This is a genomic window from uncultured Rhodospira sp. (assembly GCF_937138205.1).
Lineage (GTDB): Bacteria > Pseudomonadota > Alphaproteobacteria > Rhodospirillales > Rhodospirillaceae > Rhodospira.
In genome coordinates, this window is sequence record NZ_CAKZOT010000047.1 from 48,853 (window position 1) to 72,509 (window position 23,657).

At 66.7% G+C, this 23,657-nt stretch carries 20 protein-coding genes; 10 read left to right on the forward strand and 10 right to left on the reverse strand.

Annotation, left to right across the window (positions count from 1 at the left end):
• Window positions 1-342: 342 nt before the first annotated feature.
• Complete coding sequence (locus Q0309_RS06065) at window positions 343-1,152, reverse strand: undecaprenyl-diphosphate phosphatase (RefSeq protein ID WP_299438575.1); 810 nt, start codon at window positions 1,150-1,152, stop codon at window positions 343-345.
• 343 nt (window positions 1,153-1,495) lie between these two features.
• Between Q0309_RS06065 and Q0309_RS06070 the strand changes: the two genes are divergently transcribed.
• The 4 genes from Q0309_RS06070 to Q0309_RS06085 all read left to right on the forward strand — a co-directional run bounded on the left by Q0309_RS06070 (window position 1,496) and on the right by Q0309_RS06085 (window position 8,594).
• Complete coding sequence (locus Q0309_RS06070) at window positions 1,496-2,959, forward strand: NAD(P)-dependent oxidoreductase (RefSeq protein ID WP_299438515.1); 1,464 nt, start codon at window positions 1,496-1,498, stop codon at window positions 2,957-2,959.
• Window positions 2,960-3,170: 211 nt separating this feature from the next.
• A complete protein-coding gene (gene gltB / locus Q0309_RS06075; RefSeq protein ID WP_299438517.1) occupies window positions 3,171-7,748 on the forward strand; it encodes a glutamate synthase large subunit in 4,578 nt (1,525 codons plus the stop codon).
• A gap of 221 nt (window positions 7,749-7,969) precedes the next feature.
• Window positions 7,970-8,227, forward strand: a complete 258-nt coding sequence (locus tag Q0309_RS06080) for a hypothetical protein (RefSeq protein WP_299438520.1) — start codon at window positions 7,970-7,972, stop codon at window positions 8,225-8,227.
• Between the two features lie 175 nt (window positions 8,228-8,402).
• Window positions 8,403-8,594, forward strand: a complete 192-nt coding sequence (locus Q0309_RS06085; RefSeq protein WP_299438522.1) for a CsbD family protein — start codon at window positions 8,403-8,405, stop codon at window positions 8,592-8,594.
• An 87-nt stretch (window positions 8,595-8,681) separates the two neighbouring features.
• Here the strand turns inward: Q0309_RS06085 and Q0309_RS06090 are convergent, their stop codons facing one another.
• The gene (locus Q0309_RS06090) at window positions 8,682-9,104 is read right to left on the reverse strand and encodes a CBS domain-containing protein (protein ID WP_299438524.1); all 423 of its coding nucleotides are present in this window, start codon (window positions 9,102-9,104) and stop codon (window positions 8,682-8,684) included.
• A gap of 359 nt (window positions 9,105-9,463) precedes the next feature.
• Here Q0309_RS06090 and Q0309_RS06095 point away from each other — a divergent pair, with 359 nt between their 5' ends.
• The 3 genes from Q0309_RS06095 to ychF all read left to right on the forward strand — a co-directional run bounded on the left by Q0309_RS06095 (window position 9,464) and on the right by ychF (window position 12,741).
• Complete coding sequence (locus tag Q0309_RS06095; RefSeq protein WP_299438577.1) at window positions 9,464-10,009, forward strand: PAS domain-containing protein; 546 nt, start codon at window positions 9,464-9,466, stop codon at window positions 10,007-10,009.
• The gene (locus tag Q0309_RS06100; RefSeq protein WP_299438527.1) at window positions 9,969-11,288 is read left to right on the forward strand and encodes a methyl-accepting chemotaxis protein; all 1,320 of its coding nucleotides are present in this window, start codon (window positions 9,969-9,971) and stop codon (window positions 11,286-11,288) included. The genes Q0309_RS06095 and Q0309_RS06100 overlap by 41 nt, the downstream gene beginning before the upstream one ends.
• A 349-nt stretch (window positions 11,289-11,637) precedes the next feature.
• Window positions 11,638-12,741 (forward strand): redox-regulated ATPase YchF, encoded by a 1,104-nt coding sequence (gene ychF, locus Q0309_RS06105; RefSeq protein WP_299438529.1) that lies wholly within the window; start codon window positions 11,638-11,640, stop codon window positions 12,739-12,741.
• A gap of 297 nt (window positions 12,742-13,038) precedes the next feature.
• Here ychF and Q0309_RS06110 read toward each other — a convergent pair whose 3' ends face one another.
• A complete protein-coding gene (locus tag Q0309_RS06110; protein ID WP_299438532.1) occupies window positions 13,039-13,638 on the reverse strand; it encodes a superoxide dismutase in 600 nt (199 codons plus the stop codon).
• Between the two features lie 33 nt (window positions 13,639-13,671).
• Here Q0309_RS06110 and Q0309_RS06115 point away from each other — a divergent pair, with 33 nt between their 5' ends.
• Window positions 13,672-14,625, forward strand: a complete 954-nt coding sequence (locus tag Q0309_RS06115; RefSeq protein WP_299438534.1) for a squalene/phytoene synthase family protein — start codon at window positions 13,672-13,674, stop codon at window positions 14,623-14,625.
• A 402-nt stretch (window positions 14,626-15,027) separates the two neighbouring features.
• Window positions 15,028-15,237: a hypothetical protein gene (locus Q0309_RS06120; RefSeq protein ID WP_299438536.1), complete on the forward strand. Its 210-nt coding sequence runs from the start codon at window positions 15,028-15,030 to the stop codon at window positions 15,235-15,237.
• 255 nt (window positions 15,238-15,492) lie between these two features.
• Here the strand turns inward: Q0309_RS06120 and Q0309_RS06125 are convergent, their stop codons facing one another.
• Window positions 15,493-17,703 carry an esterase-like activity of phytase family protein gene (locus tag Q0309_RS06125; protein ID WP_299438538.1) on the reverse strand — a complete coding sequence of 737 codons (2,211 nt, stop codon included), beginning with the start codon at window positions 17,701-17,703 and terminating at the stop codon, window positions 15,493-15,495.
• A 207-nt stretch (window positions 17,704-17,910) separates the two neighbouring features.
• Between Q0309_RS06125 and Q0309_RS06130 the strand changes: the two genes are divergently transcribed.
• Window positions 17,911-18,594 (forward strand): glutathione S-transferase family protein, encoded by a 684-nt coding sequence (locus Q0309_RS06130; protein ID WP_299438540.1) that lies wholly within the window; start codon window positions 17,911-17,913, stop codon window positions 18,592-18,594.
• A 31-nt stretch (window positions 18,595-18,625) separates the two neighbouring features.
• Here Q0309_RS06130 and Q0309_RS06135 read toward each other — a convergent pair whose 3' ends face one another.
• From Q0309_RS06135 to aroQ, 6 genes are all read right to left on the reverse strand, one after another.
• Entirely contained in the window at window positions 18,626-19,381 is a 756-nt protein-coding gene (locus Q0309_RS06135; RefSeq protein ID WP_299438542.1) for a hypothetical protein, read from the reverse strand.
• Window positions 19,365-19,898, reverse strand: a complete 534-nt coding sequence (locus tag Q0309_RS06140) for a hypothetical protein (RefSeq protein ID WP_299438543.1) — start codon at window positions 19,896-19,898, stop codon at window positions 19,365-19,367. Before Q0309_RS06140 ends, Q0309_RS06135 begins: the two co-directional genes overlap by 17 nt.
• Before the next feature lie 150 nt (window positions 19,899-20,048).
• Complete coding sequence (locus Q0309_RS06145) at window positions 20,049-21,041, reverse strand: lipid A deacylase LpxR family protein (RefSeq protein ID WP_299438545.1); 993 nt, start codon at window positions 21,039-21,041, stop codon at window positions 20,049-20,051.
• A 33-nt stretch (window positions 21,042-21,074) separates the two neighbouring features.
• Window positions 21,075-22,454, reverse strand: coding sequence for an acetyl-CoA carboxylase biotin carboxylase subunit (accC, locus tag Q0309_RS06150; RefSeq protein ID WP_299438548.1), 1,380 nt, complete (start codon window positions 22,452-22,454; stop codon window positions 21,075-21,077).
• A gap of 11 nt (window positions 22,455-22,465) precedes the next feature.
• Complete coding sequence (locus Q0309_RS06155; protein ID WP_299438550.1) at window positions 22,466-22,915, reverse strand: acetyl-CoA carboxylase biotin carboxyl carrier protein subunit; 450 nt, start codon at window positions 22,913-22,915, stop codon at window positions 22,466-22,468.
• Between the two features lie 58 nt (window positions 22,916-22,973).
• Complete coding sequence (gene aroQ, locus Q0309_RS06160; RefSeq protein ID WP_299438552.1) at window positions 22,974-23,447, reverse strand: type II 3-dehydroquinate dehydratase; 474 nt, start codon at window positions 23,445-23,447, stop codon at window positions 22,974-22,976.
• Window positions 23,448-23,657 lie beyond the last annotated feature (210 nt).

A 23,657-nucleotide genomic window follows, 5' to 3' on the forward strand; every position in this document is an offset into this window, starting at 1 on the left:
CCTTTGGGCATTGGTTGCTCAGTCATGCGTGGCATGGCGAGGGTCGGCGGGCATGGTCGCGCGTAGCGCGGCAACGACGCGGTCCATTCTGGCAAGCTGCCCATCTTCTGAGGCGCGGTCCGCTGCACTTGGTCTCGCAATATCACATTAGTTGTATCCCGCTCGACGGTGCGGTTCGGGGCCTCGGCTGTCAATCCACCAAATGGGGGGCTCCACCTTTTGGTGGATTTGACGAAAATTAGGGCAGAGCCAACAAGGATGCGCAATCTTGCCGAGTGTTTTTTTTTGAGAACCGTTTTTTTAAGCGTGTTCTTGGCGGGGCGCGCCCAAGCGAGGATGGCGTCAAATCTCGACCACCCCATACGCGATCGCCAGCAGCCCCAGTCCGAGAAGCACGCGATAGATCACGAACGGCAGGAACCCGGCGTGGCGCAGCCAGGCCATCATCAGGGCCACGGCCGCCAAGGCCGAGACCATGGCCAGACCGGCGGCGATCAGGGCCTCGCGCGTGATGGCCCAGTCACCCATCTCGTACAGGTCCAGGCCCACCAGCAGGCCGGCGGCGGTGATGGTGGGGATCGACATCAGCAGCGAGAACCGCGCCGCCTCCGGCCGCTCGTAGCCAAGGAACCGGGCCGCCGTCATGGTGATGCCGGAGCGGCTGGTGCCGGGGATCAGCGCCAAGGCCTGCGCCAGGCCGAGGATCAGGGCATCGCCCCAGGTCATGTGTTCGACCCGGCGCACGGTCATGCCGACGCGGTCGGCCAGCCCCAGCAGCAGGCCGAAGCCCAGCGTGGCCCAGGCGATGACCTCCAGGTTGCGCAGTCCGGACTCGATCAGGTCCTTGAGCAGAAGGCCGGCGATCACGACGGGAATGGTGGCGATGATCAGGTGGACCACCATGCGGGCACCGGGGCCGCCGCGCCCCGTCAGCAGGCGCCCCGCGCCGGCCAACATCACGCCCACATCGCGCCAGAAGTACACCAGGACGGCGAGCAGCGTCCCGACATGAACGGCCACGTCGATCTTCAGGCCCTGGTCCGGCCAGTCCGACAACAGCGGCACCAGCGCCAGATGCCCCGAGGAACTGACGGGCAGGAATTCCGTGAGGCCCTGCACCAGGGCCAGAACGACGAGCTGGAGAGGGTCCACGGCCTGATCCACAAGGGGATGATCCACAAGATGGTGTGGATCCCTTATAGCAGATCACCCTATTCCTGGCCCAGACACAAAATGTTGCGGCGACGTGGATCCCCGGCACAACCGCGAGGGCATATAGGTCTTATGTCCTGACCAAAATTCCCGGAAATGTCCGGATTTTTCAGAGGGTCGCGGCTGGCGAATGGCTTGTTGCCCCGATAATAGGTCAACAATGCTGCTATATATGACGTTTTTCTCTTGTGATCCCGTCCCGGCAGGCGTATCTCAAAGCCCCGGTTTGCCTCGGAACACGGACGGGCCATCCGGGATAAGACGTCCGTACAGGAGGGCCGCGATGACGCGGAAGATGATGCAGTTCACCCGCCTTGAGGGGCGGATGCCGGTGAAGCGCGACGCCGAGGCACGGCGTGGCGACTTCGAGGAAATCTATACCGGCTATGCGCCCGACGGGGCGTCTGACCAAGCCTCACGCTGCGAGCAGTGCGGCATTCCGTTCTGCCAGGTGCACTGCCCGCTTCAGAACAATATTCCCGACTGGCTGTTGCTGACTGCCCAGGGCCGCCTGGAGGAAGCGTACGCCGTGTCCTCGGCGACCAACACGCTGCCCGAGATCTGCGGCCGCATCTGCCCGCAGGACCGCCTGTGCGAGGGCTCGTGCGTCCTGGAACAGTCGCGTCACGGTACCGTGACGATCGGCGCAGTCGAAAAATACATCACCGATACGGCCTGGGACAAGGGCTGGGTCCAGCCTGTGCGGCCGACGCAGGAACGCGCGCAGTCGGTGGGCATCATCGGCGCCGGGCCGGCCGGCATGGGCGCGGCCGAGCAACTGCGCAAACTGGGCTATCAGGTCACGCTGTACGACCGCCACGACCGCGCCGGCGGGCTGCTGATCTACGGCATTCCCGGCTTCAAGCTGGAAAAGCACATCGTCGAGCGGCGCAGCCAGTGGCTGATCGACTCCGGCGTCGAGATCAAGGTGAACGTCGAGATCGGCCGCGACATGACGCTGGCCGATCTGCGCCAGCGCCACGACGCCGTTCTGGTCGCCACGGGCGTCTACAAGGCCCGCGCGCTGACCGTGCCGGGCGCCGGCCTGCCGGAGGTGCTGCCGGCTCTGACCTACCTGACGGCGTCCAACCGGCGCAGCCTGGGCGACGCCGTGGCCGACTACGACAGCGGCCTGCTGAACGCCGCCGGCAAGAAGGTGGTGGTCATCGGCGGCGGCGACACCGCCATGGATTGCGTGCGCACGGCCATCCGCCAGGGCGCCGAGTCCGTCAAGTGCCTCTACCGCCGCGACCGCGCCAACATGCCGGGCTCGCAGCGCGAGGTGGCCAACGCCATCGAGGAAGGCGTGGAGTTCGTCTGGCTGACCGCGCCCGAGGCCATCCTCGACCAGGACGGCCATGTCAGTGCCGTGCGCACGGTGCGCATGTACCTGGGTGTGCCCGACGCCACCGGCCGCCAGAGCCCGGTGCCGATCGAGGGCAGCCAGTTCGACGAGCCGGCCGACATGGTCATCTCCGCCCTTGGCTTCGAGCCGGAGGACCTGCCGACCCTGTTCGGCGAGCCCGGGTTGCCGGTGACCAAGTGGGGCACCGTCAAGGTGGACCCGCACAGCCTGATGAGTGAGATGGACGGCGTGTTCGCCGCCGGCGACATCGTGCGCGGTGCCTCGCTGGTGGTGTGGGCGGTGCGCGATGGCCGCGACGCCGCCGCCGGCATCCACGACTACATCCAGGCGAAGCTGGCCGCCGGTGGCGAGCCGCCGCAGGACATGGCCCTGGCCTCGTAAGGCCGGCGCCGCAGGACCTAACACCACGAATTGGAAGACACATGTCATTGCGAGCCGCCATCACACGATGGCGGCGACGCAATCCAGAGCGGATGAAACGTCTTTCTGCTCTGGATTGCCCCAGTCCCAGTGGGTTTTTGGGGGCGTGTCGCGCCTCGCAATGACGGCCGCCCGAAGACCGCGCGGCCCCGACCCCAGAAGGAGTCCGGCCATGACCGAGACGTTCAACACCCCTGGCGCCGACTCCGGTGCCCGCTTCGTGGCCGACTGGCGCGCCAACGCTGCGCGCCTGGAACAGGCCGGGGCCTACAGCCCGGCCGACGAGCATGACGCCTGCGGCGTCGGCTTGGTCGCCTCCATCAACGGCACGCCGCGCCGCGACGTGGTCGTGGCCGGCATCGAGGCCCTGAAGGTGCTGTTCCACCGGGGCGCCGTGGACGCCGACGGCAAGACCGGCGACGGCGCCGGCATCCACGTCGAGATCCCGCAGGCGTTCTTCAAGGAGCACATCGCCGCCACCGGTCACGTCCCGAGCGAGGGCCGCCTCGCCGTCGGCATGGTCTTCCTGCCCAAGGCGGACCTGGTGGCGCAGGAGGAATGCCGCTGCATCGTCGAGACGGAAATCCTCGCCGCCGGCTACACGATCTATGGCTGGCGTCAGGTGCCCGTTGACGTCTCGGTCATCGGCGAGAAGGCCAACGCCACCCGGCCCGAGATCGAGCAGATCATGATCTGCAACCCCAAGGGCGTCGACGACGAGCGGTTCGAGATCGACCTGTACGTGGTGCGCCGGCGCATCGAGAAGAAGATCCACGCGGCCGGCATCCAGGATTTCTACATCTGCTCGCTGTCCTGCCGCTCGATCATCTACAAGGGCCTGTTCCTGGCCGAACAGCTCACCAGTTTCTATCCCGACCTGCTGGACGACCGGTTCGAGTCCAGCTTCGCCATCTATCACCAGCGCTACTCCACCAACACCTTCCCCACCTGGTGGCTGGCGCAGCCGTTCCGGATGCTCGCCCACAACGGCGAGATCAACACCCTGACCGGCAACGTCAACTGGATGAAGGCGCACGAAACGCGCATGTCATCGCCGCTGCTGGGCGCGGCCATCGAGGACCTGAAGCCGCTGGTGCGCGTGGGCAGCTCCGACAGCGCCGGGCTTGACGCCGTGTTCGAGCTGCTGTGCCGGGCCGGCCGCGAGGCCCCCATGGTCAAGGCCATGATGATCCCGCAAAGCCTGACCCAGGACAGCACGCTGCCGGAGCCGCACGGCGATCTGGTTTCCTATTGCAACTGCGTCATCGAACCGTGGGACGGCCCGGCCGCCATCTGCGCCACCGACGGCCGCTGGGTGGTCGCCGGCATGGACCGTAATGGCCTGCGACCGATGCGCTACAGCGTCACCCGTGATGGGCTGCTGGTGGTCGGCTCGGAAACCGGCATGGTGCGCGTGCCCGAGTCCGACATCGTGCGCAAGGGCCGGGTCGGACCCGGTGGCATGATTGCCGTCGACCTACGCGAGGGCGTCTTCTACGAGGATCGGGAGATCAAGGACCGGCTGGCCGCCCGCCAGGCGTTCGGGGACTGGGTCAAGCGCATCACCAAGCTGGACAGCCTGATCACCGGCGACCAGGACGAACCCTCGGGCTTGGCGCCGGAGGCCCTGCGCCGTGCCCAGGTCGCCTTCGGCCAGAGCATGGAGGACATGGAACTCCTGCTCCAGCCCATGGTCACGGACGCCAAGGAAGCCACCGGCTCCATGGGCGACGACACGCCGCTGGCCGTGCTGTCGGATCACTACCGGGGCCTGCACCAGTTCTTCCGCCAGAATTTCAGCCAGGTCACCAACCCGCCCATCGACCCCCTGCGCGAGACGCGGGTGATGAGCCTGCGCACGCGCCTGGGCAACCTGGGCAACATCCTCGACGAGTCGCCCGAGCAGTGCGAGGTCTTGCAACTTGAGAGCCCGGTGCTGACCACCGCCGAGTTCGAGGCCATGCGCCGCTACATGGGTGAGACGGCGGCGGAGATCGACTGCACGTTCGACCCGCGCGGCGGCGAGCACGCCCTGCGTCAGGCCCTGCACCGCATCCGCCAGGAAGCCGAGGACGCCGTGCGCGGTGGGCGCACCCACGTGATCCTGTCCGACCAGGCCATGGGGCCGGACCGGGCGGCGCTGCCGATGATTCTGGCCGCCGGCGCGGTGCACACACACTTGGTGCGCCAGCGTCTGCGCACGTTCACGTCGGTCAACGTGCGTTCGGCCGAGTGTCTGGACACCCATTACTTCGCCGTGCTGATCGGCGTTGGTGCCACCACCGTCAACCCGTGGCTGGCGCAGGAAAGCATCGCCGACCGGCACCGGCGCGGCCTGCTGGGCGACTTGACGCTGGATCAGGCCATGGCCCGCTACAAGAAGGCGGTCAACGACGGCCTGCTGAAGATCATGTCCAAGATGGGCATCTCGGTGCTCAGCAGCTATCGGGGCGGTCACTGCTTCGAGGCCATCGGCCTGTCGCGTTCGCTGGTGGCCGAGTTCTTCACCAGCATGACGTCGCGCATCTCCGGCATCGGCCTGCCGGGCATCCAGAAGAAGGTGCTGGAGCAGCACGCCCGGGCGTTTGATCCGGCCGTGGTGACACTGCCGGTGGGCGGGTTCTACCGCTACCGGCGCGGCGGCGAGGCGCACCAGTACGACGGCCGCCTGATCCACATGCTGCAGGAGGCGGTGGGCACCGACAGCTACCAGACCTATCGGCGCTACACCAAGGGCCTGTACCGGATGGCACCGGTCAACATCCGCGACCTGCTCGACTTCAAGCAGGTCAGCAGCCCGGTCAATATGGATGAGGTGGAGAGCATCAACTCCATCCGCCGGCGCTTCGTCACCCCGGCCATGTCGCTCGGCGCCCTGTCGCCGGAGGCGCACGGCACGCTCAACATCGCCATGAACCGCATCGGTGCCAAGTCCGACAGCGGCGAGGGCGGTGAGGACCCCGTGCGCTACAAGCCGCGCCCCAACGGCGACAACATGAACTCGGCCATCAAGCAGGTGGCCTCGGGCCGTTTCGGCGTGACCGCCGAGTACCTCAACCAGTGCCGCGAGATCGAGATCAAGGTCGCCCAGGGTGCCAAGCCCGGCGAAGGCGGCCAGTTGCCCGGCTTCAAGGTGACGGTGGAGATCGCCAAGCTGCGGCACTCGACGCCGGGCGTGACGCTGATCAGCCCGCCGCCGCACCACGACATCTATTCCATCGAGGATCTGGCGCAGCTTATCTACGACCTGAAACAGATCAATCCGTCGGCCAGGGTCACGGTGAAGCTGACCAGCCGCACCGGCATCGGCACCATCGCCGCCGGCGTGGCCAAGGCCAACGCCGACGTGATCCTGGTGTCCGGCCACAACGGCGGCACCGGCGCCAGCCCGCAGACCTCCATCAAGTACGCCGGCCTGCCGTGGGAGATGGGCCTGTCCGAGGTGCACCAGGTGCTGACCCTGAACCGGCTGCGCCACCGTGTCCTGCTGCGCACCGACGGGGGCATCAAGACCGGCCGCGACGTGGTCATCGCCGCCATGCTGGGTGCCGAGGAGTTCGGTGTCGGCACCACGGCGTTGATCGCCATGGGCTGCATCATGGTGCGCCAGTGCCACACCAACACCTGCCCGGTGGGCGTGTGCACGCAGGACAAGGCCATGCGCGAGAAGTTCACCGGCACGGCCGAGAAGGTGGTCAACCTGTTCACCTTCATGGCCGAGGAAATCCGGGAAATCCTGGCCTCGCTCGGCCTGCGGTCGCTGAACGAGGCGATCGGCCGCACCGACCTGCTGCACCAGATCAGCCGCGGCTCGGCGCACCTGGACGACCTGGATCTCAATGCCATCCTGGCCCACCCGGACAGCGGCGGCCTGCCCGTGCACTGCGCGATCGAAGGCCGCAACGAGGTGCCGGAGACCCTTGACGCGCAGATGATCAAGGATGCCCACAATACCCTTGAAGACGGCGAGAAAATGCAGCTCACCTATACGGTGCGCAACACGCATCGCGCCGTCGGCACCATGCTGTCGCACAAGATCGTCACCAAGTACGGCGAGCGCGGCCTGCAACCGGGCCACATCACCGTGCGCCTGCGCGGCTCGGCCGGGCAGTCGCTGGGGGCCTTCGCCGTGCAGGGCCTGAAGCTGGAGGTGTTCGGCGACGCCAACGACTACGTGGGCAAGGGGCTGTCCGGCGGCACCATCGTGGTGCGCCCAGCGGTGTCCAGCCCCCTGGCCTCGCACGAGAACACGATCATCGGCAACACCGTGCTGTACGGCGCCACCGGCGGCAAGCTTTTCGCCGCCGGTCAGGCGGCCGAGCGGTTCGCGGTGCGCAACTCCGGCGCCCAGGTGGTGGTCGAGGGCTGCGGCTCCAACGGGTGCGAGTACATGACCAACGGCGTCGTCGTGATCCTGGGCGAGATCGGCGCCAACTTCGCCGCCGGCATGTCGGGCGGCATGGCCTTCATCCACGACCCCGAAGGCCTGTTGCCGCAGCGCATCAACCCAGACTACGTCATCTGGCAGCGCATCCAGGTGGACCACTACGCCGACCTGCTGAAGGGGCTGGTCGAGGAACACGTGGCCGAGACCCAGTCCCGCTTCGCCCAGCGGCTGCTGGTCAACTGGGAACGCGAGATCGGCCAGTTCTGGCAGATCGTGCCGAAGGAGATGCTGGACAAGCTGGAGGTGCCGGTCACGCCGCCAGGGGTCGAGCCCGGCGCCGCCGCCGGCCAGGCGGCAGAGTAGGGGGAGAGGCTCCGACCGTCATACGCTGTCCGCTTGATCCAGTCATGTCGGCCGGGTCGGCGGAATGGCCCCAGTGTCATCGGTGGACGCAGCCTGACCGGTCACGTTTCTTGGGAAACGGCCAGATTGTGGAGAGGCCCATGGTCGAAAGACCATGGGCCTGTGCGTGAGCGCATCCGACGCGCTTCGCATGGGACAGGACCCCAAGGAGAGGGCCGGATATGGCGACCGTGTTCTACGCGCTGTTCTGTGGCCTTTGTGGCCTGGGTGTGCTGGGGGCCGTGCTGGTCGGCCCGATGGACGTGGCCGGCCTGCGAGAGCTGGGCCTGCCTGACGCGACGCGGACGGGGCTCGCCGTCGTCGTATTGGCCGTCTGTGTGATCCTGGGCGCGTTCTTCGCCGCACAGGCGCGGATCATCCAGCTGCTGGAAAAGAGCCGGGACCGCGAGCGTTCGAACGCGGCCAACGATCATGTTTGACGGGTCCTGTGGGAACGTCCTCTAGGGGCACCGCGTTGGTGGGATGGTGAGAGAGGGCGTCCGGACCGGGTTCGGTAGCTCCTCAAGAGGTCACGCGCCCGAGCGGGGCGGGATCTCAAGCGGCCGGGCAACCGGCGCCCTGCATCCCGAACGTGAGCCGAAAAGGAGGCCAGCAATGAACAAGGACGAGTTGAAAGGCAACTGGAACCAGCTCAAGGGCAATGTCCGCAAGCAGTGGGGCAAGCTCACGGACAGCGATGTCGAAGAAGCGAGCGGTGACCGAGACATTCTGGTCGGCAAGCTCCAGGAACGCTACGGCATTGCCAAGGCAGAAGCCGAAAAGCAGGTCGACAGCCTCCGCGCCTAAATAACAGCGGCGGATGACACACATAGAGCGTCGGGCGGGAGGAACCCTCCCGCCCGACAGGCTCGGTCGAAGGACCCGAGGTGCGGCTCAGGCCCGGTTCTCGCGCGTCGGCACGGAAATGCCCTCGATCGCCGAGTGCTCGACGCCGGCGCGAACAAGGTCCGCCACCGCGACGATGCCGACCAGCCGCTTGTCGCGGTTCAGCACCGGCAGGCGACGCACCTTGTGCTCGGCCATCACGTCGGCGGCGCGCTGCGCGTCCTCGTCCTCGAAGCAGTAGTACACGCGCTCGGACAGGACGTCGCGAACCGTGCAGTCGCCGGGGCCTTTACTGCCAGCGACACCGCGCACGGTGATGTCGCGGTCGGTCACCATGCCGACGAGACGGTCGTTCTCGCCGACGGGCAGCCCGCCGACATCCTCGTCGCGCATCCGGATGGCGGCATCGCGGATGGTCATGGTCGGATCGACCACATCCACGCTGGGCGTCATGATGTCCTGAATGGTCATGTCGGTCTCCCTTCGCTTTGATCTGCTGGTGAGGCACCTTCGGAACAGGTCGCCTCCGCAGCTGCGATAGCCGCTCGTAACTCAACGCGCGCCGGCGCGGCGTGTTCCGTTCCGAGACCGGCCAAGTGGACATTTCTTCAGTCGGGTTTTGGTCGGACGCTCGCGTCGGACGGCCGCCGCCGCGCCAAGCCCCCCTCGCCCTGCTCAGTCATTTCCACTATAATGATCGGGTTTGGTTTGTCGGCGACTGACCAAGCGAGGGGGCTGGGCGCAAGGGGGGCGCGCCAGCCGGGGTCCAGAACACCGTGACCCAGCGCACCGACAAGACCATCCATCGTGCCCCTGACACGGGACCAGACATGGCTGAGCAAAGATCGGTTCATTTGACGGGCAATGAACGAACGTTTTCCGAGAATTCCTTCCTCGTAAGTAAGACGGACATCAAGGGCCGCATCACCTACGTTAATCGCGTCTTTATTGATGTGTCCGGATACACAGAGAAAGAACTGTTGGGTCGTCCCCACAACCTGATCCGGCATCCGCATATGCCGCGCTGCGTCTTCAAGCTCTTTTGGGAGACCATCGCCTCCGGCCAGGAAATGTTCGCCTATATCGTCAACCGCTGCAAAAACGGTGACCATTACTGGGTGTTTGCCCACGTCACGCCATCGTTCGATTCGAATGGAAACGTTTGCGGCTATCACTCGAACCGCCGGGTGTCGGATCGCTCGGTCGTTCAGACCGTCATCACACCGCTGTACAAGACCCTGCGCGAGGAAGAGGCGCGGCACGCCTCCAGCAAGGACGGCATGGCGGCGGCCGGGGCTCTGCTGCAGGACCATGTCCGCAAAAAAGGGATGAGTTATGAACAATATGTCCTCGCTCTCGGCCATCCCGCTTCTTAACGGCGCGGCCCTGGTTCTGGTGCTGGGCGCGGTCGTCGCTCTGCTGCTGGGCGCGCCGGTCGCCGTGACGGCGGTGCTTCTGGTGCTGGCCGGCGCTGCCGTGGGGGGCGGGCTGGTCCTCGCCCGCCGGGCCGGCGCGGCGGTCTCCAATGCCACCCGCGTCTGCCAGCGCCTGGCCGACGGCGACTTCGAAGCCCGTATCACCGGCATTCACGAGCGCGGGGACCTGGGCGAGATGCTGTGGGCGATCAACGAAATGACCGACCACATGGACGCGTTCGCCCGGGAAAGCATCGCCTCCATGCAGTACATCTCCAAGAACCTGTACTTCCGCCGCATCATCAACACGGGGATGCGCGGAATGCTGCTGAACGGCAGCCGCGTCATCAACACCGCCACCGAGCGCGTGGCCCAGAACACCACCGGCTTCGGCCGCGTGGCCGACGACTTCAACGCCTCGCTGAACGCCGTCATGACCGACATCGGCCACTCGGTGGAGACGCTGGAAAGCATGGCCCGCGACATGGAAACGGTCGTCACCGGCTCGCGCGGCGACGCCGACACGGCGGCTCATGTCTCGCAACAGACGTCGGCCAACGTGCAGGTGATCTCCGATGCCGCCGAGGAGATGGCGAGTTCGATCGCCGAGATCGCCCGCCAAGTCAGCCGCACGACCGACGTCGCCGGCCAGGCCAAGGACGCCACCAACACGGCGCGCGAGACGGTGGGCGAGCTTGTCACCTACGCCAACAAGATCGGCGAGTTCGTGGAAATGATCGAGACCATCGCCGAGCAGACGAACCTGCTGGCCCTGAACGCGACGATCGAGGCCGCGCGCGCTGGCGAGGCGGGCAAGGGCTTCACCGTCGTCGCCTCCGAGGTCAAGATGCTGGCGGGCCAGACGGCCGGCGCCACCGAGGATATCGCCCGTCAGGTCGCCTCCATCCAGGCCGCCACCGACAAGGCCGCCGAGGTGTTCCAGAGCATCGTCGGCGTGATCGACGAGATCAACGAGTCGGCCACCGTCGTCGCCGCCGCGATCGAGGAACAAAGCGCCGCCTCGCGCGAGATCGCCGACAACGCCAATCGCGCCCACAACGGCACCGAGGACGTGGCCAGCCACGTCAACACGATCAGCGAGAACGTCTCGCGGATCAGCCAGGCGACCGATCAGGTCATGACGGTGACCGGGGATCTGTCCGCGCAGTCGAAAATGAAGGTGCAGGAGGTCCTCAAGAAGATGGACACGTTCATGGCCGAACTGCGCAAGATCGCCTGAACGGGCGCGCCCCCCAGCAGGCCCAAGCCCGACTCGCCCCGATCGGCGCTATCGTCATCACACTCTTTCCGCCGAAGCGGCGGCACTTCGCTCGCGAGACGACGTGACTCGCCATTGCGAACCCTCGTCGCAAGACGAGGGTGAAGCAATCCAGGGCGTAAAACGCAAATATCCGCCCTGGATTGCTTCGTCACTTCGTTCCTCGCAATGACAAACGGAAACGAAGTTGTGTGAATCAGATGGCCGATCGGCGAGGGGCGGCGCGCCCGCGCATTCCCCTGTTGCCAGTGCGGCGGCGGTGCGGTAAGGCCCCGCCACGTCTTCTCCGAGTCAACCGAACAGGCGCCCGATGGGATTCAACTGCGGCATCGTCGGCCTGCCCAACGTGGGCAAGTCCACGCTCTTCAACGCGCTCACCGCCACGGCGGCGGCGCAGGCGGCCAACTTTCCGTTCTGCACCATCGAGCCCAACGTGGGCCGCGTGGCCGTGCCGGACGACCGGCTGGACAAGCTGGCGGTGCTGGGCAAGTCGGCCAAGGTGATCCCCACCCAGCTTGAGTTCGTGGACATCGCCGGGCTGGTGCGCGGCGCGTCCAAGGGCGAGGGCCTGGGCAACCAGTTCCTGGCCAACATCCGCGAGACGGACGCCATCGTCTCCGTCCTGCGCTGCTTCGAGGACGAGAACGTCACCCACGTGGATGGCTCGGTCGACCCGGTGCGCGACGCCGAGACCATCGAGACGGAACTGCTGCTGGCCGACCTGGAGAGCCTGGAAAAGCGCATCGTGCCGCTGGGCAAGAAGGCCAAGGGCGGCGATGCCCTGGCCAAGGCGCAGATCGCCGTCATGGAGCCGGCGCTGGCGCTGCTGCGCGAGGGCAAACCGGCGCGCCTGGCGAAACCGGACGATCCCGAGGCGCTGAAGCTGTTCCATCAGCTCAACCTGCTGTCCACCAAGCCGGTGCTCTACGTCTGCAACGTCGATGAGGGATCGGCGGCCGAGGGCAACGCGTTCTCCGCCAAGGTGGCGCAGAAGGCGGCGGCCGAGAGCGCGGCCCATGTGGTCATCTCGGCGGCCATCGAGGCCGAGGTGGCGCAACTGGAGGACCCGGACGAGAAAGCGGCCTTCCTGGAGGATCTGGGGCTGGCCGAAACCGGCCTGACCCGGGTGATCCGCGCCGGCTACGGGTTGCTGGACCTGCTGACGTTCTTCACCGTGGGGCCGAAGGAGGCGCGCGCCTGGACCGTGCGACGTGGCGCCAAGGCGCCGGAGGCGGCCGGGGTCATCCACACCGACTTCGAGCGCGGCTTCATCCGCGCCGAGACCATCGCCTACGACGATTTCATCGCCTGCGGCGGCGAACAGGGCGCCAAGGACACCGGCAAGATGAGGTCCGAAGGCAAGGACTACGTCGTCCAGGACGGCGACGTGGTCCACTTCCTGTTCAACGTGTAATACCAAGCGCCGGCAATCTCGACACGTTTTCCGGACCGTCGGCACATTACCTTGGGAGATCCCTCGCGTCCTAACGGACGCTTCGGGATGACGGGCACTGGTTAGGAAAAACAAAGGAATACGTCATCCCGAGCGAGCGAAAGCGAGCCGAGGGATCTCCTGGGCCGGCACGACGCCCGGCCCAGGAAGAGGGGTCACTGCGTCTGTCCGTTGGTGCAACACGCTACACCAAAGTGCGCGTGTGCGTGCGCGGGAAACCGGACCCGACGCAGTGGGTCCGGTTTCGCACGGTCGGTGTTACGACGCCTTGGCCAGGTTCTCGTTCACCGCGTCCCAGTTGACGAGGTTGTCCAGCCAGGCGCTCAGATAGTCCGGGCGGCGGTTCTGGTAATCCAGGTAGTAGGAGTGCTCCCAGACGTCGCAGCCCATCAGGGCGGTTTGTCCGCTGATCAGCGGGTTTTCGCCGTTCGGCGTCTTGGTGATCTTCAGATCACCGTTGTCCAGGACCAGCCAGGCCCAGCCCGAACCGAACTGGCCCACGCCGGCGGCCTTGAACTGTTCCTTGAAGTCATCCACGGACCCGAACGCCGACGTGATCCGGTCCTTGATCTCTCCGGTCGGTTCACCGCCGCCGCCGGGTTTCATCACCACCCAGAACAGGTTGTGGTTCCACACCTGGGCGGCGTTGTTGAACGCGGCGGTGTTCTTGTCGGTCCAGGCAGCCTTGACGACCTCTTCCAGAGGCATGTCGGCCATCGGCGTGCCTTCGATCAGCTTGTTGATGGTGTTGACGTAGGTCTGATGGTGCTTGCCGTGATGGAAATCCAGCGTCTGCGCCGACATGTGCGGCTCCAGCGCGGAGCGGTCATACGGCAGGGAAGGCAGTTCGAACGGCATTCTAAACCTCGTTTGAAAGGGTGAGTGCAAACGATGGCGGGACCAGACACAAGGGTAGATAGGCCCCACACCCCGCCCTGTGAAGGTGGGGGGCCAGGAAATGAGGCCGACGCACCGGTTCGGGGCGCCCCGCTGTCCCCGTCGGCCGAGCAGCTTCGGCGCACAGATCGGGACCGGTTCGTGCTCACCCTGCTGGCCCCGCCGCAGCGCCGTCCGGCCCTGTTCGCCCTGTTCGCGTGGCACGTTGAGCTGGCCCGGGTGCCCTTCATGGTCTCCGATCCCATGGCCGGCGCGGTGCGCCTGCAATACTGGCACGACCTGGTGCTGGCCGACGACCCCATGGCGGCGGCGCGCGGCCATCCGATGGCGGAGGAGCTTGCGACCCGCGTCCTGCCCGACCTGTCGGCCAAGGACCGGGGGTTGCTTGTGGCGCTTCTGGAGGCCTGCGTCGAGGATCTGCCGCCCGATCCGCCGCCGGACGACGCGGCCGTCTTGCGCGTGGCGGACCGGACGTCGGGCGCGCTGAGCCAGATCGCCGCCCGCCTGCTGGGCGTCGATGACCCAGCCAGCCGTGCCGTGGCGCGCCATGCCGGCACCGCCTGGGGGCTGGTGGCGCTGGCCCGGGCGACGCCAGCGCTGATCAACGCCGGGCGCCTGCGGTTGCCGGTGGCGGTCGTGCGCGCGGCCGGCCGGGAGCCCAGCACCGTCCTGGCTGGCAATGATACGGATCGACACGGCATTCGCGCCGGGGTGGCCGTGCTGTCGGCCCTGGCCGCCCGGGAGCTGGCGCAGGTCCGGGCCGTGACGGGCGACAGCGGCCGGCGGCTCGATGCCCGCGTGCGACCGCTGGCGCGTCAGGCGATCCAGGCGGCGCACGGCCTGAGGACTTTAAAACGTCTCCGTTACGATCCATATGATTCGCGTATGGCAGCCCTGCGCCCACCGTTGGTCCGCCTGGTCGGTGATCGTCTGATCCGGGGCGCCTGAGCCCTCGTCGGACCGGCGGTCATTGCTTCGCCTGAAGAACGATCGGCCACCGGGCGCCGCGGCCGGGCCGCGGCCGCGCTCCGCCTGGGCCGGAAAATAGACGCCGAATCAAGATCTTAACCTGGAAGACCGCGTCAAATGAGAAACAAACTCGCGGTTTCTTTGATGCGAATCGCATATAGTGCACGCATGTCATGTAATACCGCAAACAGAGGGCCCTGACTCATCCATCGCTGTTTCAACCGCGCGAACAACACCGTGCGGCAGTTTGGAGGGTTGCCTAATCCACCACAAACCGATAAGCTGTTAACCAATTGGTAGCCATAATTGAATCACAGTATGATGGATGTGGTGTCAGACGACATGGTGTCAGACAGGGGTTTGATGTCGACGGAGGCCGAGATGAACAGAAACAACTGCTCCCCACTTGAGCATCTTGCCGGGGTCGCGGCGGTTGTCGGCCTCAGCATGGTCCTTCACACGGCCCTGACGACGGGCAGCGTCTTCTTCGCGCCGGAGCGAGTGGTCGCCGCCGGGCCGGCGTCGCACATCGCGGCCCCGGCCTCGGCCGACTGGGGTCATGCCGTGCTCCGCCTCAACGGAATGCCGTGAGGCTTGCCAACACCGCCACCGTGCTGTTTCGCGACCGGCCGACAGAAGCGATGAGACGATAGAGCAGATCGTTAGGGCGGATTCACGCGTCCCATTTGGCCCGCTTGATGGGCCAAATGGGACGCGATCCGCCCTAGTGCATTGATCCAGACAAAAGATGCACCGAGCATCGTTTGTCTGGATCGAAAATGCACTAGTCAGGGAGGAGGGGACATCCCGGCCCCTCCTCTCCGATTCTTGATGACTTGGCCGGCCCTACTTCAGATCACCGACCACGCCCGGGTACAGCACCTGGGTTTCGCCGGTGGCGTCGTCGACCCCGTCGTTGTCGGTGGCGGCGATCAGGGTGCCGTCGGCGGTGATGGCCAGGCTTTCGATCTTGTCCGGGGTCCAGCCGTTGCTGGCCGCCATCAGCGGCAGCAGGTCCAGGACCACGGACTTCTCGACCACCGGCAAGTCCTCGCCGTGGGCCACCGGCGTCACGCCGTCCAGCGAGATCACCGTCACCTGCTTGATGGCCGCGTTCGGACCGCCCTGGTTGTCGCGCTCCACCACGGCGAAGCGCAGGTCGCCCAGACTGACGATCTCCGACAGGCCGACCCAGCCGCCGGCCGGGCTGCGCGGCGCGTCGAGGGGATAGCCCACGAACGCCCATTCCCCGCTGGCCGGGGTGTAGACGCCCAGCTTGACCCGGCCGTCCGGGTCGTCGGTCCACTCGCGCTGGATGGCCACGATCACCTTGGTCTCGCCGTCGTGGGTGAACTCGGCCACGCCCTCGAAGCCGAAACGCTTCATCTCGGCGCGCAGGCTCTCCGGCAGGAGGATTTCCTCCTCGACCGTGCCATCCTCGGCCACGGCCAGCAGGCGGTTGTCCATCTCCTTCTTGTCGTGGCCTTCGCTGGCCACCCAGAAGCCGCCGGCGGAGCGGATGGCAATGCCCTCCAGGTCGTACTTGTCGGCGGCGCCGCCGGTCAGCGCGACGGCCCCGGTGATGGTGGCCGGCTTGGTCGAGACGTCAACGGTGAAGATCTTGGCGTCGTCATAGAAGCTGTCGCTGACGGCGTAGACCACATCCGCGTTGTCCGGATCGGCGGCCATGCCCGAAATGGCACCCCAGCCGATCGGCGCGCCGGTGTCGGCGTCGTCGGCGGAGACCAGCGTCGGATAGGCCGGCGCCTCGGCGCCGTACTGATAGATGGAGACGGTCGAGCGCACCTTGTCCTCGGCACTGTCCTCCTCGGCGGCGACCACGAACAGGTCACGGCCCGGGATGGCCAGCAGGCCCTCGGGGCCGACGCCGGTGGGCAGGAACTGAACGTACTCGGGGTCACCGCCCGTGTCCTTGAACACGGCGACGAAATTACCGCGCTCGGAGTTCACGAACAGCAGCGTGTCGTCGCCGTAGGTGCCGACGGCCACGCCCTCGGGCTCGGTGCCCTTCTTGTGGGCGCGCTTGGCCGGGTAGTGGCCGTGGCGCATCCCCAGGTGCTCCATCAGGGCGCCGCTGGCGTACTGCACGGTGCCGTCGGCCGCGAAGATGGTGAACCCGCGCGAGCCGCCCTCGTAGTCGCCCTCGTCGGCGGTTATGAAGCGGGTTTCATCGATCCAAGCCACGGCGTCCGGCTCGCGCGGGACGTCGGTCAGGCTGCCGGTGCCGTCGACGGCGCGGGCCTTTTCGGTGGGGATGCCCGACAGCGAGGCGGTGCCGGCGCTGTAGTGGGCCGTCACCTCGCCCGAGGCCAGATCGACGATGGCCAGGTGATTGTTTTCCTGCATCGTCACGACGGCCTGGTTTGCGGCGTTGATGGAGACGAACTCCGGCTCCGGATCGGTCGGGGCCACCTCGGCCAGGCCGGTCATGTCGACGACGCGCACGCTGTCGCAGTTGGTGGGGGTCCCGTCGTCGCCCAGGTCGAACACCGACAGGTGGCCAGCCGGAAGCTGCGGGATGACTCCTTCGTTCAGGTCCTCGTCGCGCTCGTTCTCGATGGCGATGGCGACAAAGGCGCCGTCCGGGCTGACGCCCACGGAGTCCGGCTGACCCTTGACGTCACAGGTGGCGGTGATGTCGCCGGAGGCGATGTCCACCACGGCCAGGTGACCCGACGGCTCGACAAAGCTTTCGGCGGTGTTGACACCGACCAACGCGACACCGCCCACCACGGCGACGGAGGTCGGCTCGCCGCCCAGGTCCACGCGCCCGGCGGATTTCGGGGCGGCCGGGTCGGCGATGTCGATCAATCCCAGAGCCTCGCCCGGGCTGTCGGTGAAGATCAGCGTCTTGCCGTCCGGGGTGGCGGTGATGATCTCGGCCGCCGTCTCGGTGGCCGGATCGGCGCCCTCGGGCAGGGTCTCATAGACGGGGAAGGTGGCGATCCGGGTGAAGTATGGACCGTCGGCCAGGGCCGGGGCGGCGCTCAGGGCGACGAGGGCCGTGCCCGAGAGGGCGGCGCTCAGAAAACGCATGGGCGGTGTCTCCTTGGCTGGGATAAGCGAACCGCTGGTCCGGAGGCACGCCAAGGGCGGCCCGCCGGGCGGCAGTGGGCAACCATGCCATCAATTCCCGAGTCCGCCGGTTAAGCTTCGATGACGGGATCCGGTGCCACGAGGGACAGCACGGGGCCAGGGATGCTAGGGTGCGCACAATCACTCGCCGTGACCATCGGACCCGCCATGACCACGCTCTATTTCGCGCCCGACAATGCCTCGCTGGTGATCCGTCTCGTGCTGGAGGAACTGGAGGTCTCGTACGATACGGTGCTGGTCGACCGTTCGACCCGAGAGCAGGAGAGCGCCGCCTATAAGCGCCTGAACCCGCAGGGGCTGATCCCCGTGTGCGTGATCGACGGTGAACCGGTTTTCGAGACCGCCGCCATCGCCCTGCTGCTGGCCGACCGGCACGGCGGCTTGGCCCCGGCGCCGGCCAACCCGGCGCGGGGGCGGTTCCTGAGCTGGCTGTTCTTCGCCTCGAACACGCTGCACACGGGCTTGCGGCTGGTGTTCTATCCCCACCTTGTCGGCAACGATCCGGAGGCGATCCGTCTCGCCCACGCGCGGGCGCGGCACGCCTTCGGCCTGCTGGACGCGGCGTACCGGGCTGGCGACGGTCCCTGGCTGTGCGATGGGACGCTGTCGGTGGTGGACCTGTACGCGGCGGTCTGCCTGCGCTGGGCGCAACTCTATCCGGCCGACGCGCCGTTGATGGCGGACCTTGCGCAGGTGCCGGGCCTCACCCGCATGGCCGAGGCATTGCAGGAGCGCCCGGCGGCGTTTCGGGCCGGTGCGGCCGAGGGCATCACCGCGCCGATGATGATCGGGCCGACACCGCCGGACGGGTCAAGGGGCGCGGCGGTGTGAGTCTGGGCAAGAATGGCAGCACAATGTTGTTTTAGGCGGCGGCTTTTCGGAAGATCTCCTCGGCCCCTCCTGCCTCGATGACCCGGCCTTCGCGGGATATCAGGAGGAGTTTTCGCCCTAGCTCTTCCTTGTTTCGCACGACCGCGACGAGGCGGGGCGCGTTTTCCAGTTCAGCGATGTCCCGGAATGCCGTGCTGGCTTTGTAGATTGACGTTCCGTGGGTGTTGACAGCCTGAAAAATGGCTTTGTGACCGCCGGCATTCACAACAGCCGTGACGTCCCACTCCGTCGCGGAACTGCCGATCACCTTGGCGTCGGTCTGGACATTACCGATCCCGAAGACGCCGGACAGGCGGTCTTTCACCTGGGCCTCAATTTCCGAGAGTTCGGTGTCCTCCAGGCGTTCATAAACGCGATCCGCGATCCGCCAAGAGGCCGCCGCCACATCACAGATGGCACGGAAAAGCTTGTCTTGCGGGGCATCGACGAAAACCTTACGGCGATCCACGAGAACGCCCTCATTCTTCGCGATCGTGGCCGCTGTCCGGGCAAAGGAGCGTTCCGCGCCGACGGTCTCGATTTCACGGAAGGCGAACCCGTTGTCGCTGACCCGAAGGCCGCCCTCAACAGGGTCAATACGAACCGTGACGCTGGAGCCATCCGGATAAAGAAGGGGTAGCCTGACATAGCTGGCCGTGCCGCGTGTGCTGCACGACACGAGCTCCCGCGCGGCAGCGTCAACCGCCGCGGCGAAGTGCTCGGAACGGGTGTCAAGCGTTTGGTCCATGAAAGAGATCGTACTCCAAAGGCGGCCGTTGGACAATGTCCATGTTCTTGATGCCAAACTGTTTCCCGGCAAAATCGCGTGCCATTTCAAAGCTTTCGAGGCTTTCGGCTGCGCGCGCAATTGGAAGGTTTCCCTTTCGCATCCGGGCTTGATCCTCAAACCAGTTCAGGTCGAACCCGTGCAAATGGGTCCCGTTGATGCGCGTGCCACCAAGGCCCTGAGGGACGTCTTTTCGTCTTTGGTTGGTGTGGCCGCCGTCAATTGGTCGCCAGTCCAGGCGGGCCAGGGGCTCCCGCCGGCGTCCGCCGATGTTGCGCAGGGCTATCTCGAAAGAAACGTGCTCGTCGGGGCGATCAGCAAAGGCCACACCTTTCAAGAAAAGGCCAGCCTGGACGATGCCGGATATTTCGAGCGGGACCTCAAAGAAGATCGCTCCCGTCTCCGGCTCGGCAGATGCCCAGCCGGTGAATACGACGATCCTTTTGGGAGCCGCATAGACATCCGCGAACGTAACCATCGGGCGACAGTAGCGCATTCGCGTCGTAAATGTGAGTCCAGGATGCCACGTGTCGCTTGCTTTCGCGACGCCTCCTCAATGGCGACCGATCCAAGGGCAAATCGTGGTCAATCTGAATCACCTCGTGCTTCAGATTGATCACGATCCGCCCTAAAAACTCACCGCGATGCTCACGGCGCCGTGGTTGGTCAGGCCGCGCTGGGTCTCGAACTGCTTGGTTCCGACCACATGGGTATAGCCGACGCGCACGTCGTTGAGCGTCACCTCGATGCCGGCGCGCAGCTCGCCGACGAGGTAATTTTTGTCCACGCTCGGGCTGCCGTCGCCGAAGGTGTTGCCGTCCAGGAAGATGTTGCGGGCCACGGCGCGCACGTCGGTGCCGGCGAACACGTACCAGCCGTCGCCGGCGCCGGGGTCGAACACCGCCGTGCCGGGCTGGCTCGGCCCGATCAGGGGTGGGCCGGCGTCCACCCGCAAGGACTGCCCCAGCCGCACCATGAACCCGGCGTTGGCGTGGATATAGGCGTTGCCGAGGGCGGCACCGACGTGCGGCGTGATGTCCGCCTCCAGGCCCAGGGGCTCGGCCCTGACCGCGCCCGGCCAGCTTCGCTTGTAGCCGAGATTGACCACGGGTTCGTTGTCGATCTGGTTGTCCCAGCCGCGCGGCTCGGCGACGTGCATGATGTCGTGGACGAACGATTGCGTTTCGCCGGCCTGCGAGGCCGGCCCCACCACGCCCAGCGTCAGTGACATGTGGTCCAGGTGCCGCTCGGCCTCGCTGAGAAGTTCCATGGAGGCGAACAGAAACCCCGCCCAGGGGTGATCGTCGGGCTGCGGTTCGCGGATCGTGATGTCGCTTGGCGTGAACATGGTCTGACCGACGGTGAACAGCACGCGCTCGCGCCCGTACGACGACATCAACGGCAGGACATCGGCGAGACCGTCCGCCCATGGGGTATCGCGCATCGCCGGGCTGTAGCCGATGACGATGCCGTTGGTGTAGTTGCGGTCGGTGTTGGCGAAGGTGTCGTTTTCGAGCTGAAACGTGATGATGGCCCCGTCATCGTCGTCGGCCGCGAATGCCGGACCGGCAAAGCCCACGCCCATCAGGCCCAGGACACAAAGCTTGGAAATATGCCGCACGGGCTATGGTCCTCCTGGTCGGGGGGGCGCGCCTCACGCCCCCTCTGTCACGAACCGTTCCAGCCAACGGATGTCATAGTCGCCGGTGACGAAGGCGGGCGCCTGCATCAAACGCTGGTGCAGCGGGATGGTGGTTTCAACCCCTTCGATCACATACTCGCCCAGCGCCCGGCGCAGGCGCATCAGGCATTCGGTGCGGTTGGCGCCGTGGACGATCAGCTTGGCGATCATGCTGTCGTAGTGCGGCGGGACCTTCAAGCCCGTATACAACCCGGACTCGACCCGCACGCCCATGCCGCCGGGGGCGTGATAGCGGCCGATCGTGCCGGGCGACGGGGCGAAGGTCACCGGGTTCTCGGCGTTGATGCGGCATTCGATGGCGTGGCCGTGGAAGCGGATGTCGTCCTGGGTGTAGCCCAGGTGCTCGCCCTGGGCGACGCGGATCTGTTCCTTCACCAGGTCGAGCGTGGTGATCATCTCGGAGACCGGGTGTTCCACCTGCAGGCGGGTGTTCATTTCCATGAAATAGAACTGCCCGTCCTCGTACAGGAACTCCATGGTGCCGGCGTTGTGATAGCCCAGCGTGCGCGCCGCCTTGCAGGCGACGGCGCCGATGCGTTCGCGCGCCGCCGCGTCGAGCGCGGGCGAGGGCGCCTCTTCCAGAACCTTCTGGTGCTTGCGCTGAAGCGAACAGTCGCGCTCGCCCAGGTGCACGACAGTGCCGTGCATGTCGGCCAGGATCTGCACCTCGATGTGGCGCGGGTTGCCGAGGTACTTCTCCATGTAGACTTCGGCGCTGCCGAAGCCGGCCAGGGCCTCGGTGCGCGCGGTCTGCCAGGCCTCGACCACCTGGTCCGCGGTGTTGGCCACCTTCATGCCGCGCCCGCCGCCGCCGGCGGCGGCCTTGATGAGCACCGGATAGCCGATCTGCTCGGCCATGGCCACGGCCTCGGCGTCGCTGGTGACGGCGCCCTTGGAGCCCGGCACGACCGGCAAGCCGGCCTCGGCGGCGGCCCGCTTGGCGGCGATCTTGTCGCCCATCATGCGGATCAGGCGCGCCGGCGGGCCGATGAAGGCCATGTGGTGGTCGTGCACCATCTCGGCGAAGTCGGCGTTTTCCGACAGGAACCCGTAGCCGGGATGGATCGCGTCGCAGCCGGTGACCGTGGCCGCCGCCAGCAACGCCACCTTGTTCAGGTAGCTGTCGCGGGCGGACGGCGGGCCAATGCACACCGATTCATCGGCCAGGCGCACGTGCATGGCTTCAGCATCGGCGGTGGAATGCACGGCGACGGTGTGGATGCCCATCTCGCGGCACGCGCGCAGGATGCGCAGCGCGATCTCGCCGCGGTTGGCGATCAGCACCTTCTCGAACTCGATCGGAGGGCGCTCCGGGGCGGAGGGAGAGGACATCGGCGCCAGCCCTATTCAATGACCACCAGCGGCTCGCCGTACTCCACCGGCGTCGCATCGCCCACCAGGATGGCGGTGACACGGCCGGCGCGCGGCGCCCGCACGGGGTTGAAGGTCTTCATGGCCTCGATCAGCAGCAGGGTGGCGCCGTCCTCGACCGAGTCGCCGACCTTGATGAAGTCGGGGGCGCCCGGCTCGGGCGCCAGGTAGACCACCCCAACCATGGGCGAGGTCACGGCGCCGGGGTGCTCCTCGGGCCGGGCCGCTGCGCCGCCGCCCGCGGGTGGCTCCGCCGGGGCCGGTGGCGGCGCGGCGGCGGCGGCGCTGGCGGCGACGGTCAGCGTGCGGGCCACCCGGATGCGCACCTCGCCGGTGTCGTACTCGATCTCGGACAGGCCGGTTTCGCCAAGCAGGTCGGCAAGCGCCCGGACGGCGTCGGTGTCGATGGGAGTGCTGGCCATGATGGTGTCTTCGGCCTTTCATCACAGGGAACAGACCGGCCGGGCGGACCCGGCGGCGTCAAGGGGTGGTCGATTGAGCCCCGGGATCGGGACTCGCGTTGAGCAGGCGGCTCATGGCCTCCAGGGCCAGCCCATAGCCCTGTCCTCCCAGGCCGGCGATGACCCCGGCCGCGATGGGGGAGATGTAGGACGTGTGGCGGAAAGACTCACGGGCAAAAACGTTCGACAGATGCACCTCGATCACCGGTCGTCCGACGGCGCGCAGGGCGTCGGCCAGGGCCACGGAGGTATGCGTGTACCCGGCGGCATTGATGATGATGCCGCGCACGTCGGTGTGGGCGGTCTGGATCCACTCGATCAGTTCGCCCTCGTGGTTGCTCTGCCGGAAATCGATGGCGTAGCCGAGGGCCTCGCCCCGCGCCCGGCAGGCGGCGGCGATCTCGTCGAGCGTCTCGTGCCCATACACGGTCGGCTCACGCCGGCCCAGCAGGTTCAGGTTTGGTCCATTGAGAATCAGGATGGTGGCGGGCAATGGGCCTCTGCCTCCTTGGCGCACCTGGATAGCCTCGCACGCGCCGGCGAGCGGCACCGTGCCTCGGTGGGCCTGTCCTATATCACGTCCCGCTCCGGAGCAACACGCTGTTGCACATGCGAACACACAGGGCCGAGCGTGACGCCGGGGATTGTCCGGGCCGGGGCGCTCTGCCACGATCGCCGTCCCGCCCCGTCCGCCCTCTGTATC